Origin of the sequence: Actinomadura sp. SCN-SB (assembly GCF_043906805.1) — a bacterium.
Taxonomy (GTDB): domain Bacteria; phylum Actinomycetota; class Actinomycetes; order Streptosporangiales; family Streptosporangiaceae; genus Spirillospora.
Genome location: NZ_JBIMPP010000159.1, coordinates 1 through 1544, shown reverse-complemented (window position 1 = coordinate 1544; position 1544 = coordinate 1). Strand labels below are relative to the sequence as shown.

Annotated in this window: 4 protein-coding genes; all 4 read left to right on the top strand. The window is 72.8% G+C overall.

Annotated elements, in window-relative coordinates:
• Positions 1-115: 115 nt before the first annotated feature.
• On the top strand, positions 116-391 hold the full coding sequence (locus tag ACGWYJ_RS38835) for a hypothetical protein (protein ID WP_395111697.1): 276 nt from the start codon (positions 116-118) through the stop codon (positions 389-391).
• 314 nt (positions 392-705) lie between these two features.
• The gene (locus ACGWYJ_RS38830; protein WP_395111696.1) at positions 706-1068 is read left to right on the top strand and encodes a hypothetical protein; all 363 of its coding nucleotides are present in this window, start codon (positions 706-708) and stop codon (positions 1066-1068) included.
• Entirely contained in the window at positions 1065-1325 is a 261-nt protein-coding gene (locus ACGWYJ_RS38825; protein WP_395111695.1) for a hypothetical protein, read from the top strand. The genes ACGWYJ_RS38830 and ACGWYJ_RS38825 overlap by 4 nt, the downstream gene beginning before the upstream one ends.
• A 46-nt stretch (positions 1326-1371) precedes the next feature.
• The coding region (locus ACGWYJ_RS38820; protein ID WP_395111698.1) for a hypothetical protein at positions 1372-1544 on the top strand (173 nt) is incomplete at its 3' end.

The following is a 1544-nucleotide window of genomic DNA, read 5'->3' as shown; positions in this document are numbered from 1 at the left end:
CCACGATCCCTTCTGGACAGCGGGTCCCGGCCAAACCCCCCGAGGCCGGGACCCGCCCCCCTTTACGGCCTTCCATGGTCCGAGTCAGCGCCTCGCCGTCCCCGGAGGTGGCCGCATGTCAGGCCGTCGGGGGCCGGTGTTCCCCGACATCCTGCTGGTCGCGGTCCTCGGACTCGCACTGCGACTCTCCCCGCAGACCACCCGTGTGCAGCAGTGGGCGCTGCCGGTCATCGTCGTCTGCCTGCTTTTGATCCCGTGCGTACTGGCCTGGGAGAAGGCGCAGGACCGGCGCTGGCGCGCCCTGCCGGCATGGCGCCGCGACCGTGCGCCCTACCCCGGGCTGGACGCGTTCACCGAGGACGACGACGGATCTTCTTCGGCCGGGACGTGAGGGAACGGCTGCACGGCGGGTCCGGCGCCCGCGAGCGGCCCGTCCGGGGTCGGCAAGTCCCCGCTGGTGTACGCCGGTCTGCTGCCGCGCCTCAGGCAGCAGCGGCGATGGCTGGCTCCGCGGCGAAACCCCGGCCGGGGCGGCTCATCGCGGCTCCCTCATGTCGGTCCGGTTTTCCCGACGCACTGTCGGCTACTTTCCGACAGAGCGTCGGCAACAACACCCGCCTACCTGTACGGGCCCGCCTGGCGCGACCGGCTCGCCACCGTGGAGGCCACCCGCCGCTACTGCACACGGCTGCGCGAGGTCTGCTCATGCCGCCGATCATCCCGGAGGGCGACCCCGCCCAGAGCCTGGCCGACGCGTCCGGTGACCCGGGCGACGACGGAAGCGAGCCGGCCGCGCGCCTTCGCTCCGACCCGGCCGGGGCCGGGCGCGGCCACCGCACCCGGTCGGTGCCGATCGTCATCGACCAGGCCGAGGAACTGCTCTCCGCCGACGACCCGTCCGCCTTCCTCGAACTGCTGCGGGACGCCTTGGACGCCGATCCGAGGCGCACGTCCTGTTCGTGCTCCAGTCGGAGTTTCGGACCACGTTCCTCAGCGGGAGCTGCGCCGACCTGTTCCGGCACCCGTTCACCGTCACACCGCTCGACCGCGCCGCGCCGCGGACGGTGATCCGGGAGCCGGCGCGGCGCGCGGGCCTCACCTTCGACCCGCCCGACCTGTACCTGGGCGCGGGACGCGACCTCACCATCACCGCCGCCGACTACCAGCGCAACGGCGGGGTCTACGGAGCCCTGACACACCGCGCCGACCTCGTGCTCGCCGAGCTGGAGGCGCTCGACCCGGCGCCGCCCGTGCTGCCCATGCTGCTGAAGCTCGTCCGGTTCGCGGAGAACCGACCCGCAGGCGGGTGCCGAGAAGCGCCCTGAACGACGCCGAACGCCTTGTCATCGACGCGTTCGTCCGGGAACGCCTGTGCACCAGTGGGCAGGACGGCGAGACGCGGTGGTCGAGGTCTCGCACGAGGCGCTGTTCTCGGCGTGGGCGCCGCTCCGGCAGACCATCGCCCTGCACGCCGAAACACTGCGCCGGATCGCCGACCTCGAACAATGGGCGCGGGAATGGGACCGTTACGGCCGCCAGGACGT